A 15,750-nucleotide genomic window follows, 5' to 3' on the forward strand; every position below is an offset into this window, starting at 1 on the left:
TCGATGCTTGTGCAGACGCCTTGTGAGCCATCTGCTTGTTGCTTACGCGGGTGTCGCAAAACAAGATGACATTATATTTCCGAATGAAATAAAAGTCAAATTTTTTATTTCCAACAGTTTGAAAGACGTTAAGGTCTGTTCACCACGTGGCGCACCAAGAAGAGCGACAGCACTCAAATGGTCAGGCCGATTGGCGCGTCCAGCACTTGATTGGCATTCAACCCGCAGGCAGCCGAATCGGCTGCCCCATTTCCAACAAGTCCAGCACCTGCTGCATGACCTGCGGGCCTGAGGCGGAGTAGGGGTCGAAGTCGGGGTGGTGCAACCGCACCATGGGATCGTCCACCGACAGGTGCACCAGCGCCATGGACCATTGGCTAAAGCGGCGTTCGTGGATTTCTTCGTAGTGCAGGATTTCCACGTCCTGGTGGCGTGTGTCGGCGCTGATGCGGCTGTACAAGGCATTCACGCGGCTGCGTTCGCCCTCAATCACCTGAAAGAAAAAGCCTTGACCTTGGCACAGCACCCCGGTGATGCCTTGCGCGGGGTTGTTGGCTTGCGCTTGCGCCAGGATGGTGGTGGTCATCGTGGTGGTTTGTGGGCCAACGGCGCGGCTCACGTACAGCAGGCGCACATTGATGCTGTGGCTGGGCACCCTCATGGGTTTTGACGCAGTGCGTTGCGGTCCAGGCGCTCGGTTTCGCGGCGCTCAAACAAGTTCAGCATCCAGGCCACGCGCTGGGGCATGGCCCGGTTTGGAAAGTACGCTTTGTTGCCGGTTTGCTGGGCGGCGTCGCGGCAGCCTTGCACCAGGCCCACGATGGCGGCCAGTGGCGCGGGGCTGTGGTCGGCCACTCGGATCCAGTGCACCTGGGTCCAGGCGCTGGCCAGCAGCATGAGCTTGCGCGTGGTGCTGACCACCGTGCGTTTGTTCACCGAGTCCAGGCCTTCGCGGCGCAGCTGATGGCCGATTTCGGCGTAGATCATGCTGGCCGCGCAAATGGCGGCGCGACAGTCGGGCGGCAGGGCGGCAATGCCCGAATGTGCTTGTTTGTAGAGGCGATCGGCTTCGTCGAGCAAACGCGCCACCACACTGGCGATGGCAGGGGTGAAGCTGGGCTCGGCCATCCAGGCTTCGGGTTGCACACCTGCTTCGATCAGCCAGCGGCGCGGCAGGTACAGGCGGCCGATGCTGGCGTCGTGCCCCACGTCGCGGGCAATGTTGGTCAGCTGCATGGCCACGCCCAGCTCGCAGGCGCGGGCCAAGGTGTCCATGCTTTGTGGGCCCATGATCCAGCTCATCATCGCGCCCACACTGCCCGCCACGCGGGCGCCATAGGCGTGCAGGTCTTCGATGCTGTCGTAAGTGCGGCCCCCGGCGTCCCAGGCAAAGCCTTCGATGAGTGCGTCCAGCAAATGGCGAGGCAGTTTGTACTGCTGCACCACCAGGCTCAGCGCGTGGTCTTCCACATGGTCGTGAGGGGTGCCCGCATAGATGGCGTCCAGGCGCTCTTGCAGCACATCGAGTGGTGTATCGCCCGCAGCGGCTTCGTCCACCAGGTCGTCGGCTACGCGGCAAAACGCGTACAAAGCGATGGCCGCTGTGCGCACCCGCGGCGGCAGCAAGCGGCTGGCCGCAAAAAAGGTTTTGGAGCCGCCCTGCATCATGGCCACGCAGGCTTGCAGGTCCTGCGAGTCGAAGTCGAGTTCTTGCAAACTCACAGCGTTCGGGGTGCGATCAGGCGTTGACATGGGGGACCACCGTTTCCAAAGCTTTGGCCGACATGAGCACACCCGGCACGCCCGCGCCCGGGTGGGTGCTGGCACCCACCACAAACAGGCCCGGCACATCTTCGCTGCGGTTGTGCGGACGGAACCACGCGCTTTGCAGCAGCAGGGGTTCCAGGCCAAAGCCCGCGCCTTTGTAGGACCACAGGTTGTCCTGAAAATCCTGCGGCGTGCTGACCTTGCTGGTCACGATGCAGTCACGCAGGCCGGGCAGCACGCTGGCCTCCAGGCTCTCGGCAATCGCCGCGCGGTAGGTCTCGGCAAAGGCGGGCCAGTCGGTGCCGCTGTCCAGGTGCGGCACAGGGGAGAGCACATAAAAGGTGTCGCAGCCTTCTGGCGCCAGCGAAGGGTCGGTCGCGGTGGGGCGGTGCAGATACAGGCTGAAGTCCTCGGCCAGCTTGTGCTTGTTGAAGATGTCTTGCAGCAAGCCTTTGTAGCGCGGGCCCAGCACCATCATGTGGTGCGGCACGTCTTTGTACTGCTTTGAGGTGCCGAAGTACCAGACAAACAGGCCCATGGAGTATTTTCCTTGAGCAATTTTGCGGTCGGTCCACACGCGGCGGTGCTGCGGTGCCACCAGGTTCTTGTAGGTCCAAGCGGTGTCGCCGTTGCTCACCACGATGTCGGCGGGTATAAATTCACCGTTTTGCAATTCGACGCCACAGGCACGGCCGTTTTCGATGCGGATTTGTGTGACGGGTGCGTTGCAGCGCAACGGCACACCGCGCTCTTGCAGCAGGCCCACCAGACCCTTCACGATCGCTCCGGTGCCGCCCATGGCCGAGTGAACACCCCAGGTGCGCTCTAGCGAATTGATGAGCGCATAAGCACAGGTCACGGCAAAGGGATTGCCACCGATCAACAGCGGGTGAAAGCTCATCACGATGCGCAGCTTGTCGTTGCGCATGTGTTTGGCCACCAGGCTGTAGAGGCTGCGCCAAGCGCCCATGCGCAAAAAGTCAGGGATGGCCGCCATCAGGTCGCTGACCTTGTCAAAAGCCATGTCGCCCATGCCTTCAAAACCCAGGGTTTTGCAGCGCTCGGCTTCTTCCAAAAAGCGTTCGTAGCCGGGAAGGTCATCGGGTTCAAAGCGGGCGACTTCGGCGCGCATGTGCTCGGGGTCGCCGTTGTAGTCGAACCAAGTGCCGTCGGAAAATCGCACGCGGTAAAACGGGTCCATGGCCACCAGTTTCACGTCGTCTGAAAAACTTTTGCCACACAGCGCCCACAGCTCTTCAAGCAAAAAGGGCGCGGTGATGATGGTCGGGCCCGCATCAAAAGTGAAACCGTCTTGGTGGTGCACATAGGCGCGGCCACCGGGGGCATCGAGTTTTTCAAAGACCTTGACCTCATAGTCCTTGACGCTCAGGCGAATCGCGGCGGCCAGCCCGCCAAAGCCACTGCCAATGACCACCGCCACCGGGCGCTGGCGCATCGTGGAAGGCTTCGTCAGCTCTGGGCCTGCCGGTGCTGTGGGAATGCCGAAACCTTCGGTGCGGTAAGCATGGGTGGTGGTGTTCATGGGGGCCTTCAAGGGGGTGTGGTCAAAGCCGGTTTGGTGGTCTGGCCCATGGCCCAACCCCACAGCCGCTCCAGTGGCCAAGGAAAAATCATGATGACGTGTTCAACAATCGCAAGGCCCAGCAGCGTGGCCAGCATGACCCAGCCGGTGGTGATGGCCACTGCGCCTTGCTGGGCGAGCCAGACCAGCCAGAACCAGGTGCCCATGGCCACGCCCATCGAGAGCACGAACCACAGGGACATGCCGCGAGTGGTTCGGAAATAACTGGCCAGGTACTTGAGGTGATCGGGCAGGTATTGCGCGCCGTTTTGGGGCACGCCAAAAAACAAATTCAGTTTGGCCGACAGGCGCATGCACCACAGCAGCGCAAAGGTGCAAATGGCCACATGGCTGGGCCGACTCTCCTGCATCCACCACAGCACGGCGAAGTTGGCCAGCAAAGCCAGCTCGTGGTAGAGCATGACCTGCACCGATTGCACAAAACGCGGCCAACCTGTGGTGCCGGGAACTAACGGAATTTTTCGCGGACCGGTGATCCAGCCGGTCAAAAAGGCCAGCTCGTGCCAGCCCCACATCAGGATCACGCTGCCAAAGGCGAGGTAGGCGTTGAACACACTGACCTCTTGCATGCTGTGGGCCACGCCCCAAAAACTCAAAGCCAAAAGCACCGTCCAGCCGGCCAGGCTGAAACGGAAGCTGCGCGCAGGCAGCCGGTCGAGCCACAAAATCACGCCCGTGCCGAGCCACCAGCACAGGGCCGTGAAAACGCAAGCCCAGACGACTTCATTCACCATGCCGGTTCCATGCGCACCTGGGGCGACAGGTCTTGGGCAATGACGGGCATGAAGTACAGACGCGCAAACGTGGCGGCGGCTTTGACAGCGTACACGCCTTGCTGCAATTTACCCACCACGCCGCCACGCGCCTTGGCTTTTGCAATGCCTTGCGACAAGGTAAATAGGCGCTCCAGACCACGGCGGAAGTCGGGGTTGTCGGTGTCGAGCGCCAGCGGGAAGACCTGTTTGGTGATCTCGGTGGTGATGCGGAACACCTGGTAGTCGTACTCACTTGAATCCAGACCCATGGCTTCGTGCAGCATGGGACGGGTGTGGTCGCGCACATACATGGTGGCGTAAACGGCCAGCAAGAAAAAGCGAATCCAGAGCTTGTTGCCGCCGCTCAGCAACTTGGGGTTGGCACGCATGATGAGCGCAAACGATTCGCCGTGGCGGAACTCGTCGTTGCACCACAGCTCGAACCAGCGAAAGATGGGGTGAAAGCGTTTTTCGGGGTGCTTTTCGAGCTGCCGGAAGATGGTGATGTAACGCGCGTAGCCGATTTTTTCGGACAGGTAGGTCGCGTAGTAAATGTATTTGGGCTTGAAGAAGGTGTACTTCTTGGTGCGCTTCAAGTTGCCCAGGTCAATGCCTAAGTTGAAGTCGCGCAGCGACAGGTTGATGAACCCTGCATGGCGTGATTCGTCGCGTGCCAAGTAGGTCATGAGTTGCTTGATGTCGGGATTGGTGACGTTCTTGCGGATCTCGTTGTAGAGCACACAACCGGAAAACTCCGACGTGAGGGAGCTGACCAAAAAGTCCATGAACTCCTGGCGCATCTCGGGCGAGAGGCTGGCCATGCCCGAAGCCACTTCCCCTGCAAACGCCTCATCGCGCTGAAAGTGGTCGTGGTTGTTGTCGCCCTCGTACTCGGCCATCATCTTGTCCCATTCGGCACGCACCGGCTCGACGCTGATCCGGTCCATGGCCGCGAAGTCGGTGGTGTAGAAACGCGGGCTGATCATGTCGTCGTGCACCGCCTTTTTGTTGGCGTCTTCAGCGGTGTTGATGGTGTGGACAACGGTGGCGGTCATGGGGTTCTCCGGTGCAGAAAATTTCAAATTCAGGGGGCTGTTGGGCCGGCTAGTCTGAGACTGGCAAACACCGCCGCATTGCTGGGGCCAAACGATTCCAGGTCAATGCGCTGGCCGGTGCTGGGGTCTTGCAGCGTCAGGCGGCCGTCGGTGCGGCCGATCAACAAAAAGGGCGCTTCTTTGCCCAGGCTTTCACGCTGGCGTTCACGGGCCAGTGCCCGCAAGGTGCTGCGCAAAAAGCCTTGCTCGCCAGAAAAAAGGGCCACCTGCTGGCCGGTGCGGTGGTCCAGCACGGCGATGTCGCCGCTGGGCAGGTCGCGGAACTGCAGGTCGCGCTGCCATTGCACGGCGGCGTCGGGCGTGCGCGGGTCCAGGCCCGACCAGCGGGCCAGGCCCACGGCCACCAGCATGGCCAGCAGCATCACACCGATCCAGGCCATGGGCCGGTTCAGGCCTTGGGTCTGAGGTGTTTGGCGGCCGGGCTGCCAGTCGTGTTGGGGCAGGGTGTTCATGCCAGCATGCCGTGGTTGGGTGCGTTGGGGCTGCTGACCTGCGCAGCAGAAGGAGAATCCCCCAAGTGCAGGCTTTGGCCCGCATGCTCGGCACGCCAGAGGCTCAGCAGCAGCTGCCCCACCTCTTGGCTGTCCGATACACAGCGCAAAGTAGGCTGCGGCCGGGTGATGTGCCAAGCGCGTTGGTGTGGCCACAGGTGGAACCAACCGATTCGGTCTTCGTGGTGTAAAGCCAGCGCGATGTCGCCTGTGCCTGCACTTTGGGATTTCAAAGACGCGCCTGCAATGCGTTTAAAGGGCAGGTTGAAGGTCAGCGTGAGCACGATACCGATGCGCATGACCACGCGCTTGTTCGTCAGGGTGTACAGCGTGCTGCTTGCCGACAGCCAAGCTGCGCCCACGAGCAGGGCCAAGGCCAGGGTGTAGAGACCGGCGGCCATGACAAGGGGTTTCCAGTCGACCTCTGTCATGGGCTTCCAGCCAACGCCGCTGTCAGGGGCCGTGAGGTTGATGGCCTGCACCGCGAGCATCACCGCGAAGTACAACGCGACCTTGCGCACATGAAACGCGTGGATGGCCAGGCTTTTCCAGTCGGGTGCACCCTGCCAGAGCACACGCTCGCCCTTGGGCAGTGCGCTGGGCAGGCCGGGTGCGGCTTCCCACTCGTGTTCGTGGGTGGCTCTCATATGATGGGTTCCTGGCGCTCAGGGGTCGCATACAAGGTGCCCGCACCGTAGTAGGCGGTGATTTTTTCTTCTTCGAGCAAGGTGATCTGCTCGTTCGATTTCGTCTGGGGCACGTTCACGAACTGGTGGCCCAAAATGGCCTGCACATGGGTGCCGTCTTTCTTGATGCGTGCAAACGTCATCGGCAGCAGCACGCGCTTGTCTGAGTTCGCCAATTGCACTTCGGCAAAGCGGAACATCATTTCCATGCGGTCGACCCACAGATCCACCACGGTACCTGCCAACACCTTGTCAGCGCCCCAAACCGGCAAGCCACGCGGGTCCACGTCTTGTTTGGCCACCGAGTGGTCAGTTGCCACGCGCAGGGGCACGATTTTGGGGTGACCGTGCGGGTCCGCATCGGGGATGTCGGCGCGCATGGCCCAGGCGCCTGGGCCTACGCCTGCCAAGAGGGGGTCGCCCACGGGCTCCAGGGGTGCGCCGTTCCAGCCGTGTGTGGGCTGCGCACTGTATTCCCCATCAGGTCGGGCCAAGTCGGGTGACAAGTAGGTGTGTCCGTCTTGTGTCTTGAACGTTTTGGGTTCGGGCACGGGTGGCCAGCCTTCGATCTTGGGGCCGTTTTCGCGGCCAGAATCCATGGGGTAACCCTCGCGGTGGTTTTCACGCAAGAGGTAATAAATCAGCCCCGCAAAGAATGCCCAAAACATGTACAACACGATTTGGGCCACATCGATGTACTGTGTGATTGCGCCTGTTTCCATGGCTGTTCTCCTTCAAAAAATCGGTGCATCAGCCCGGCAGTTGCGCCAGGCCAAAGGGTTGGGGGGTGCCGGTGTTGTGGACCTCTTCCCGTGCGGCCAAACGGCTGGCGCGCAGCATGGGGCCCAGGGCCACCAGCACAACAAACAACAAATACATTTCTAGGTGGTAAACAAAGCTGTAGGCGGTGATGGGGGTGACCAACACCTCGCCCAACGCGCCCGACATGGCCAGCACCGACACGCCGTCGCGCAAAGCCCCGCCCAGCGCCATGGCCGCGCCTGCGCTGGTGGCTTGCACCGCGCCCCAGGTGCCGATGACCAGACCGCCCAAGTGGCCAAGCGGGCTGCCGTCTGCCGCCATACCCATGGCCGTGACCAGCATGCCCACCGAAAACAAACCGCCACTGAAACCGATCAGGCCCACGCCGATGCGGAACATCCAGGCCGCTTCGAGCGGCCCCGAAAAAATCACCATGGCAAAAGCGGGCAAGCCCAGCAGCACACCCAAGCTGGCCAGGCGGCAGGCGTGCAGGCCACCCGACAACCAGCGGGCTGACAACAGAAAAGCCAGCAAAGCGCCACCGGCACTCAAAGCCGTGAGGGCGCTGGTGGCGCCTACGTCGAGTTTCAAAATTTCGGCGGCGTAGGGCTCCAGCACGATGTCTTGCATGTTGAAGGCAAAGGTGCCCAGAGCCAGCGTCCACAAAAAGCGGCGCATCTGCGGCTGGGCCATGAGGCCTTGCCAGCTGCTGGCAAAGCCCCCGGCTTCGCGGCGACCGCGCTTGGCGCCCCGAGCCTCTTGTTTCCACAACGAGGCCAGGTTCATCACCGCCACCATGACAGCGCAGCCTTGCACCAGCTGGATGAGTTTTTGCGGGCTGAAGTCAATGAGGACCAGGCCGAACACCGCGCTGCTGGCGATCATGCCCACCAGCAGCATGCTGTAGAGCAGGGCCACCACCCGAGGGCGCTTCTCGTCTGTGGCCAAGTCGTGCGCCAGCGCCATGCCCGCGGTTTGTGTGACCTGGATGCCCGCGCCCACCAAAACAAAAGCCAGGCATGCGCCCACTTGGCCGACCCACAGGTTGGCCGCTTCGGGTTCGGACAGCAGCAACAAGGCAAACGGCATGATGGACAGGCCGCCAAACAGCAGCAAGGTGCCGGTCCACAAATACGGGATGCGGCGCAGACCCAAAGCCGATGGGTGCGTGTCGCTGCGGTAACCGATCAGGGTGCGCAACGGCGCAAACACCATGGGAATAGCGACTGCCAAAGCGACCCACCAAGCAGGCACTTGCAACTCCACGATCATGACCCGGTTGAGCGTGCCCACAAGCAGCGCCGTCACCATGCCGATCACCACCTGAAACAGCGACAGGCGCAAGAGGCGCGCCATCGGCAGCTCGGGCGAGGCCGCATCGGCAAACGGCATGAAGCGCGTGCCGTAGGCCGTGAACCAGCGGGGCATGGGGACGCGCAGTTTCATGAGCGGGTCCACTCCCAGGCTTGCGAGGTGTAAAAGCCACTGGCCACACGCTGCATGCGTGCGCCTTGCCAGCCTTGCAAATCCACATGGTTTTGCATGCGTTGCAGCAAGTCGGCGTGCGCCACGGGTGAGAGCGATGGCGAACGGTCGCTGCGCGGGAATAGGCGTCCCGCGCTGTGCATCAAGGCCAAGAGGGGTGTGCGCGGCGCAAACGTGAAAGCCATGGACCCGCGCGTGCGCTGCGCCAGTCCAGCCAGCGCTTCGGCGATCTGGTCGCTGTCGTAGTGGATGAGCGAGTCCATGCAGACCACATGGTCAAAGTGGCCTAAGTCGGGGCTGAGCATGTCGCCTGACATGAATTCCACCGAGCCAGGCAGGGTAGGGTGTTCGGCGGCCATGCGTTCGGCAGCCAGCTTGACCAAGGTGGGTGACAAATCAATCGCCACCACTTCGGCCCCGCGCAGGGCCGCTTGCAGGGCCAGCGCGCCAGTGCCGCAACCGGCGTCGAGCACGCGCAAGCCGCGCAGGTCTTGCGGCAGCCACGACAGCAGGGTTTCTCGCATGGTGTCGCGACCGGCGCGCACGGTGGCGCGGATGCGGCCCACCGGCTCGTTCGAGGTCAAGCGCGCCCAGGCATCGGCCGCGGTGCGGTCAAAGTAGTGCTCAATCTGGCTGCGGCGTTGTTCGTAGGCGGTGGTGCTGTTCATCGTGTTCTTTCGGGGCGTGTTTTGGCGAGTGGATCAGTCGAAACCCAACAGGTCAAAAATGTCGCGGTCTTTCATCGGGATGGACGGCAGCGGGTCGGCTCCCAGCCACAGGGCTTCGGCCAGGCGCATGTACTCGTCTTGCACGGCTTTGACGGCGGGTGTGGGCTCCAGCTCAAACAAGGTGCACTTTTGCAAACGGCTCTTGCGGATCTCGTCGAGCATGGGAAAGTGCGCCATGGTTTTGAGACCGGTGACCGCGTTGTACTTGTCGATCTGGTCGGTCGCGTCGCTGCGGTTGGCGATCACACCGCCCAAACGCACGTTGTAGTTTTTGGCCTTGGCACCAATCGCCTGCACGATGCGGTTCATCGCAAAAATGGAGTCGAAATCGTTGGCAGTCACGATGAGCGCGCGGTCGGCGTGTTGCAAGGGTGCAGCGAAACCGCCACACACCACGTCGCCCAGCACGTCAAAAATCACCACATCGGTGTCTTCGAGCAGGTGGTGCTCTTTGAGCAGCTTCACGGTCTGGCCGACCACATAGCCACCGCAGCCGGTTCCTGCAGGCGGGCCGCCAGCCTCCACGCACATCACGCCGTTGTAACCTTTGAAGACAAAGTCATCGAGGCGCAGCTCTTCTGCATGGAAGTCCACGGTTTCGAGCGCGTCGATCACGGTGGGCATGAGCTTTTTGGTCAGGGTGAAGGTGGAGTCGTGCTTGGGGTCACAGCCGATTTGCAGCACGCGCTTGCCCAACTTGCTGAAGGCCACCGACAGGTTGGAAGACGTGGTGCTCTTGCCAATGCCGCCCTTGCCGTAGACCGCAAACACCTTGGCGGTGCCGATCTTGACGGTGGGGTCCATCTGGAACTGCACGCTGCCTTCGCCGTCTGCGCCGCGTACCCTCTGGATGCTGTTCACGGGGATGCTGGTGGTTTCGATCATGCTGGGAGTCCTTCTTGTATGCCTTCAAGGCGGTCTTCAAGTTCTTCGCCGGCACGCAGCAGGGCTGACATGGTCTCGGCGTCGGGTTGCCAGTACTGGCGGCGGGTGGCCTCCAGCAGGCGGTTGGCCACTTTGGCCGATGCGGTGGGGTTGAGCTGGGCCATGCGCTCGCGCATGGCAGGGTCCAGCACAAAGGTCTGGGCCAGCTGTTGGTACACCCAGGGCTGCACTTGCCCTGTGGTGGCCGACCAGCCCATGGTGTTGGTGAGGTGCGCTTCGATTTGGCGCACGCCTTCGTAGCCATGCTGCAGCATGCTTTCGTGCCACTTGGGGTTGAGCATGCGGCTGCGGGTTTCCAGGGCCACTTGTTCGGTCAGGCTGCGCACCACGCCGTCACCTTGGGTTTGGTCGCCAATGAAGACGGGCGGGGCTTCGGCGGCGTTGCCGTCGCGTTGGTGCTTGGCCTGCAGCACGGCGCGGCTGATGCCGCCCAGGGTGTCGAAGTAGGTGTCGATGCTGGTCACGCCCAGCTCCACCGAGTCGAGGTTTTGGTAGGTCAGCGACACGCTGGCCAGCGCGCTTTGCAGCACCGAGGTGTTGCGCACCGGCCGGCCTTCGCGGCCGTAGGCAAAGCCTTTGCGCTGGGTGAAGGCGTCGCCGAGTTCGTTTTCGTTTTCCCAGCAGCTGCTGTCGATCAGGTGGTTCACGTTGGCGCCGTACGCGCCTTCGGTGTTGCCGAACACGCGCAGCGCGGCGCACTCTAGGTTGCTGCCTTCGTGCTCGGCCAAGTAGGCCAGGGCATGTTGGCGCACAAAGTTTTGATGGACCGGCTCGTTGGCGCTGGCCGCCAAAAACGCGGCTTCGGCCAGCAAACGGATTTGCATGGGCAGCAGGTCGCGGAAGATGCCGGACAAGGTGATGACCACGTCGATGCGGGGGCGACCCAGTTCTGCCAAGGGAATCAGCTGCGCGCCAGCCAAGCGGCCGTAGCTGTCAAAGCGTGGGGCGGCGCCCATCAAGGCCAGGGCTTGCGCCATGGGGCTGCCTTCGGTTTTGAGGTTGTCGGTGCCCCACAGCACCATGGCCACGGTTTCGGGCAAGGCTTGGTGGTCTTGCTGGTAGCGGGCCAAGAGTTTGTCGGCTTGGCGCATGCCATCGCGCACCGCAAAGGCCGACGGCATGCGGAAGGGGTCGAGGCCGTGCAGGTTGCGTCCGGTGGGTAAGACGTTGGCGTTGCGGATCAGGTCACCGCCAGGGGCGGGTTGCAGGTAGCGGCCGTCGAGGGCGCGCATCAGGCCTTGCATTTCGTGGTCTTCGCCCAGCAGGCGGTTGCTGCGCACCAACTGGCGCAGCGTCTCGGCCTGGGCTTTGTCGCTGGCATTCAGTTCGTTGCTGAACTGTGCGTTCAGTTGCGCTTCGCTCGCGCCGTCCACCAAGGCCTCCATCAAGTTGGCGTTTTGAGCGCCGGTCAAGCCCATGGCGTCGGCCATGACTTTGAGGGTGCCCAAGCGTTGCTCGCGGGTGGGGGCCTGGCCCATGACGTGCAGGCCTTCGGGGATGAGGGCGTATTCGAGTTCGAGCAATTGGCTTTGTAGCTGCTCGATCCAGGCGGTGGGGTCTCCCGCCTGATGGGCTGGAACGGCCAGGTCGATGCTTTGCGCTTGTTCGCGGATCAGTGTGGTCAGGCTGTCGCGGTCCTGCGCTTGGTCCGGGCCCATTTGTTGCCAGCGCTCAATCGACTGCTGCAGGCTGACCAGTTCTTTGTACAAGCCCGAGTGGGTGAGCGAGGGGGTGAGGTAGCTCACCAGCGTGGCCGCGCCCCGGCGTTTGGCCAATGCGCCTTCGGACGGGTTGTTGGCGGCATACAGGTAGATGTTGGGCAGCGCACCGATCAGGCGGTCGGGCCAGCACTGGGCCGACAGACCGGTTTGTTTGCCCGGCATGAACTCGAGCGCGCCGTGCGTGCCAAAGTGCAGCACCGCGTCGGCGGCGTAGTCGTCGCGCAGGTAGCGGTAGAAGGCGCTGAAGGCGTGGGTGGGGGCGCAGCCGGTTTCGAACAGCAGGCGCATCGGGTCGCCCTCATAACCAAAGCCCGGTTGCACCGTGACCACCACTTGGCCAAAGTCTGCGCCGAGCACAAAGATGGACTGGCCATTGGTCAGGTGCTTGCCGGGCGCAGGGCCCCATTGAGCCTCGATCTCATTGAGCCAACGTTCGTTTTGTACGTGGTGGCCGGTGTCGATGGCGTGCAGCACATTGGCCTGCGTGCCGTACTGGCTGGCGTTGCCGTGCAGCAGGCGGTTGCGCAGGTCGTCCACGCTGTCGGGCAAGCTGACTTGGTAGCCTTCAAGCGACAAGCGCTGCAAGGTGTTGAACAGCGACTGGAAGACGGAGAGGTAAGCGGCCGTTCCCACGCTGCCTGCGTTGGGCGGGAAGTTGAACAGCACGATGGCCAGCTTGCGGTCGGCGCGTGGTTTGTCGCGCAGGCGCACCAGGCGCTCGACGCGGGCGGTGAGCATCTCGGTGCGCTCGCTGCAGGTGAACATGTCTTGGCTGCGCGGGCCGCTCGGGAAGGTGCAGCGCTTGTCGCAGCCGTGGCAGGTTTGACCGGCGGGGCCAGGGCGGCCGCCGTAGACCATGGGCAAGATCGATCCGTCGAGTTCGGGGATGGCCACCATGATGGTGTTTTCCACCGGCAGCAGGCCACGGGTGGAGTCGCCCCATTGCTCGATGGACTGGAACTCCAGCGGGTGCGCGGCGATGTAGGGCACATCGAGCTCGCTGAGCGCCACTTCGGCGGCGCTGGCGTCGTTGTAAGCCGGGCCACCGACCAAGGAGAAACCGGTCAGCGACACCAAGGATTGGATTTTTGAGCCCGTGCCTTGCTTGAAAAAGCGGTCCATGGCCGGGCGGGCGTCCAGCCCGCTGGCAAAGGCGGGGATGACGCGCAGGCCGCGAGCTTGCAGTGAGGCGATGACCGCGTCGTAATGCGCGGTGTTGCCAGCCAGCAAATACGAACGCAGCAGCAACAGGCCCACGGCGGGCTGGTCTTTGCGGCCGTGGCCAGGCAGGTCGCTCAGCTGTTCGCCGATGCGGTTTTTCATCTGCGGGTGGTACAGGCCCACCTCGGGGTATTCGATCGGGTCTTCGGGCTGGGCCAAGGCACGCAGCGGCTCGCGCGGGCCTTGGGCGTAGCGGTGCACCAGGGTTTTGACCAGGTGCTCGATGTTGTGCTCAGACCCGGCCAGCCAGTAGCGCATGGTCAAGAAGAACAGGCGCAGGTCTTGCGCGGTGCCGGGGATGAAGCGCAGCAGCTTGGGCAGGCGGCGCAGCATGGCCATTTGCTTGGCCCCAGCGCTGGACGGTGCGCCGGTCTCGGAGCCGGTGTCTTTGTTTTTGGCGCTGGGGCGCAGCTTTTTGAGCAAGGCCATCAGGCCACTCGACTCGCGGCCCATGACCAGCTTGCCCATGCGGGTGAGCTGCGTGACTTGCGGGGCCGACATGATGCAGACCATGGCGTCGCAGTGATCGCGGCGCGCCTGCAAGGCGTCGAGCACCGGCAGGAAATGGTCTTCCATGAAGAGCATGGTGACGATGACCAGATCGGCTTGCGCCACGGCGGCCAAGCACGCGGCCAGAGCCGTGTCGCTGTCTCGCCAAGCTGAGGCGCTGTGGGTTTGCAGGTGCAAGCCGGGCAAGTCGCGCGCCAGGCGCTCGGCCGCGCTTTCGGCCGCGCTGGCCAGGTGGCTGTCCATGGTCAGCAGCACCACGCTCATGCGGGGTGCGCTGGTGGTGGCCTGTTTACCGGCTGAAGTGGGCTTTGGCATCGTAGAGCGTCTCCACGGTGATGGTCGCCACGCCCTGGTCTTGGGCAAATCGCTCGGTGTTGCGGCGCGCTTTGCCCCGCACAAAGAACGGGATCTTGCCCAGCTCCTTTTCGGCCTCGGGGCTCCAGGTGGCCTGGTTCGAAGCGGCTTGGGCGGGGACAGCGACTTTTTGAACGGTGTCGGTGGTCAGCGTGTCGGTGCGGGCGGGTGCAGCCACGGGCATGGGCGACGTGGTGGCAACGGGTGCGCTACGGGGTGTGCTTAAAGGTGCAGCGACGATCGGCGCCACGTTTTCTGCCGCAGGCCGCGTGCTGCCCAAATGCGAGGGCGCAGCACCGGCGTGGAATTCGAAGTCTTCGCGGAACATGCCGATCAGGTGTTCTTCCAAGCCCATCATCAGCGGGTGCACCCAGGTGTCGAAGAGCACGTTGGCGCCTTCAAAACCCATTTGCGGCGCATAGCGGGCGGGGAAGTCCTGCACATGTACCGGGGCTGAAATCACCGCGCAAGGAATGCCTTGGCGCTTGGCGATGTGGCGCTCCATTTGCGTGCCCAAAATCAGCTCGGGTTGCAGGGTTTGGATCTGGTCTTCGACCTCCAAGTAGTCGTCGGTGATCAGCGCTTCCACCCCATAGCGCTTGGCACAGTCGCGCACTTCGCGGGCAAATTCGCGGCTGTATGTGCCCATGCCCACCACCTCAAAGTCCATCTCCTGGCTGGCGATGCGGGCGGCGGCCACCACGTGCGTGGCGTCGCCAAAAATATAGACCCGCTTGCCGGTCAGGTAGGTCGAATCGACCGACTTGGCGTACCAGTGGGCGTGTGCGTTGCTCGGGTCTTGTGCGGGTTGGGGCAGGCCGGTCAGCGTGCAGACTTCGGCGATGAAGTCGCGTGTGGCGTGGCTGCCCAGAGGCACGGTCTTGGTGTAAGGCTGGTCAAACTGGCGCTGCAACCACTGTGCGGCGGCCAGGCCAATTTCGGGGTAGAGCACCACGTTGAAGTCGGCCTCGGCCAGCTTTTGCACATCGGTCACACTCGCACTCAAAGGCGCAACCACCGCCACGTCCACGCCGAGTTGGTTCAGCAGCTGTGTGATTTCCTTGACGTCGTCGCGGTGGCGAAAGCCCAGGGCGCTGGGGCCGAGGATGTTGCAAGTGGGCCGCGCCTTGACGGGTTTTTCGGTGGCGGGTTTGTGCACCAGGTGGCGGCACAGTTGGTAAAAGGTCTCGCTCGCGCCCCAGTTCTCCTTGCGCTGGTACGAGGGCAGTTCCAAAGCCACCACCGGGATGCTCAGTTGGAGGGCTTGGGCCAAACCGCCCGGGTCGTCCTGGATCAGCTCGGCCGTGCAAGACGAGCCCACCAACATCGCAGCGGGGTTGAAGCGAGCCATGGCCTGGCGGGCTGCGTCCTTGAAGAGTTCGGCCGTGTCGCCGCCCAGATCGCGGGCCTGGAAGGTGGTGTAGGTGACGGGGGGGCGGCGCGGCAGGCGCTCGATCATGGTGAACAGCAGGTCGGCGTAGGTGTCGCCTTGCGGGGCGTGCAGCACGTAGTGCACGTCCGTCATGGCGGTGGCCACGCGCATGGCCCCCACATGGGGCGGTCCTTCGTAAGTCCAGAGCGTCAGTTGCATGGGGTGTTCCTGCGCC

At 62.9% G+C, this 15,750-nt stretch carries 13 protein-coding genes; all 13 read right to left on the bottom strand.

Features of this window, described 5'->3' with window-relative positions:
- Positions 1-217 precede the first annotated feature (217 nt).
- The 13 genes from L63ED372_RS03220 to bchB are packed head-to-tail and all read right to left on the bottom strand — an operon-like array spanning position 218 to position 15,734.
- Positions 218-661, bottom strand: coding sequence for a BLUF domain-containing protein (locus L63ED372_RS03220; RefSeq protein ID WP_062403248.1), 444 nt, complete (start codon positions 659-661; stop codon positions 218-220).
- Complete coding sequence (locus L63ED372_RS03225; protein ID WP_062403251.1) at positions 658-1,752, bottom strand: phytoene/squalene synthase family protein; 1,095 nt, start codon at positions 1,750-1,752, stop codon at positions 658-660. Before L63ED372_RS03225 ends, L63ED372_RS03220 begins: the two co-directional genes overlap by 4 nt.
- Entirely contained in the window at positions 1,739-3,310 is a 1,572-nt protein-coding gene (locus L63ED372_RS03230; protein WP_197275314.1) for a phytoene desaturase, read from the bottom strand. The genes L63ED372_RS03225 and L63ED372_RS03230 overlap by 14 nt, the downstream gene beginning before the upstream one ends.
- Positions 3,311-3,318: 8 nt before the next feature.
- On the bottom strand, positions 3,319-4,104 hold the full coding sequence (puhE, locus tag L63ED372_RS03235; RefSeq protein ID WP_062403254.1) for a putative photosynthetic complex assembly protein PuhE: 786 nt from the start codon (positions 4,102-4,104) through the stop codon (positions 3,319-3,321).
- Entirely contained in the window at positions 4,098-5,180 is a 1,083-nt protein-coding gene (gene acsF, locus L63ED372_RS03240; protein WP_062403257.1) for a magnesium-protoporphyrin IX monomethyl ester (oxidative) cyclase, read from the bottom strand. The genes puhE and acsF overlap by 7 nt, the downstream gene beginning before the upstream one ends.
- Positions 5,181-5,209: 29 nt before the next feature.
- Positions 5,210-5,692, bottom strand: a complete 483-nt coding sequence (gene puhC / locus L63ED372_RS03245) for a photosynthetic complex assembly protein PuhC (protein WP_062403260.1) — start codon at positions 5,690-5,692, stop codon at positions 5,210-5,212.
- The gene (gene puhB / locus L63ED372_RS03250) at positions 5,689-6,378 is read right to left on the bottom strand and encodes a photosynthetic complex putative assembly protein PuhB (RefSeq protein WP_062403263.1); all 690 of its coding nucleotides are present in this window, start codon (positions 6,376-6,378) and stop codon (positions 5,689-5,691) included. The genes puhC and puhB overlap by 4 nt, the downstream gene beginning before the upstream one ends.
- Positions 6,375-7,139 (bottom strand): photosynthetic reaction center subunit H, encoded by a 765-nt coding sequence (gene puhA, locus L63ED372_RS03255; RefSeq protein WP_062403266.1) that lies wholly within the window; start codon positions 7,137-7,139, stop codon positions 6,375-6,377. Before puhA ends, puhB begins: the two co-directional genes overlap by 4 nt.
- 28 nt (positions 7,140-7,167) lie before the next feature.
- Positions 7,168-8,625 carry a BCD family MFS transporter gene (locus L63ED372_RS03260; RefSeq protein ID WP_062403269.1) on the bottom strand — a complete coding sequence of 486 codons (1,458 nt, stop codon included), beginning with the start codon at positions 8,623-8,625 and terminating at the stop codon, positions 7,168-7,170.
- Positions 8,622-9,332 carry a magnesium protoporphyrin IX methyltransferase gene (bchM, locus tag L63ED372_RS03265; protein WP_062403274.1) on the bottom strand — a complete coding sequence of 237 codons (711 nt, stop codon included), beginning with the start codon at positions 9,330-9,332 and terminating at the stop codon, positions 8,622-8,624. Before bchM ends, L63ED372_RS03260 begins: the two co-directional genes overlap by 4 nt.
- A gap of 33 nt (positions 9,333-9,365) precedes the next feature.
- Positions 9,366-10,277, bottom strand: a complete 912-nt coding sequence (gene bchL, locus L63ED372_RS03270; RefSeq protein WP_062403277.1) for a ferredoxin:protochlorophyllide reductase (ATP-dependent) iron-sulfur ATP-binding protein — start codon at positions 10,275-10,277, stop codon at positions 9,366-9,368.
- A complete protein-coding gene (locus L63ED372_RS03275) occupies positions 10,274-14,104 on the bottom strand; it encodes a magnesium chelatase subunit H (RefSeq protein WP_062403280.1) in 3,831 nt (1,276 codons plus the stop codon). The genes bchL and L63ED372_RS03275 overlap by 4 nt, the downstream gene beginning before the upstream one ends.
- Positions 14,079-15,734 carry a ferredoxin:protochlorophyllide reductase (ATP-dependent) subunit B gene (gene bchB / locus L63ED372_RS03280; RefSeq protein ID WP_062403283.1) on the bottom strand — a complete coding sequence of 552 codons (1,656 nt, stop codon included), beginning with the start codon at positions 15,732-15,734 and terminating at the stop codon, positions 14,079-14,081. The genes L63ED372_RS03275 and bchB overlap by 26 nt, the downstream gene beginning before the upstream one ends.
- Positions 15,735-15,750 lie beyond the last annotated feature (16 nt).

Source organism: Limnohabitans sp. 63ED37-2 (assembly GCF_001412535.1).
Lineage (GTDB): Bacteria > Pseudomonadota > Gammaproteobacteria > Burkholderiales > Burkholderiaceae_C > Limnohabitans_A.